Consider the following 747-nt stretch of genomic DNA (forward strand, 5'->3'; position numbering starts at 1 on the left):
CGGGCATGCCTTGGAGTCGGTGACCAGCCAGTTCCCGAGCGGCAGCACCACGCTGGAGCAGTTCGACTATGACGAGGCCGGTAACACGGTGCGGCGGATGTCGGTCGACGGCGAGCAGACGTTGGAGTGGGACGCCGAGGGCAATCTCGTGAAGTCCACCAAGGACGGGGTGGTCACCGAGTTCCTGTATGACGCGGACGGCCAGCGGTTGATACGGCGTGATCCCGATGGTGCGACGCTGTACCTGGAGGGCCAGGAGCTGCGGTGGGACCGGGATACTAAGGAGACCACGACTACTCGGTACTACAGCTTTGGTGATTCCACGGTTGCGATGCGTACCGAGGCCGGGGTGACGTGGTTGCTGGGTGATCACCAGGGCACTTCCCAGTTCGCGGTGGACGCGCAGTCGATGCAGGTGACGCGGCGCTGGCAGCTGCCGTTCGGTGGTCGGCGTGGTCCGGAGGTGGAGTTCCCAGGGGAGAAGGGGTTCGTCGGCGGGACGATCGACGACTCGGCCGACTTCGTGACCCTGGGGGCACGGCAGTACGACCCGGAGCTGGGGCGGTTTCTGTCGGTGGATCCGTTGATGGACCTCACCGATCCGCAGCAGATGCACGGCTACACCTACTCGAACAACAGCCCGATCACCTATTCGGACCCGTCGGGGTTGTTCCTCGAATGGTTCACGAAGGTGGTCTCGAGTGCCGTCAAGGTCGCCAAACGGTATTTCCAGCGACCCCAGTGGTC

The 747-nt window shown here is 64.0% G+C and carries 1 protein-coding gene; it reads left to right on the forward strand.

What is annotated here, in order from left to right; translation table 11 throughout:
- Positions 1–19: 19 nt before the first annotated feature.
- Positions 20–747, forward strand: a 728-nt coding sequence (locus tag JAV51_RS20110; RefSeq protein WP_307845953.1) for an RHS repeat-associated core domain-containing protein, incomplete at its 3' end; no start/stop codon positions are given.

The sequence above is a fragment of the Saccharomonospora sp. NB11 genome (assembly GCF_015910535.1).
Taxonomy (GTDB): Bacteria; Actinomycetota; Actinomycetes; order Mycobacteriales; family Pseudonocardiaceae; genus Saccharomonospora.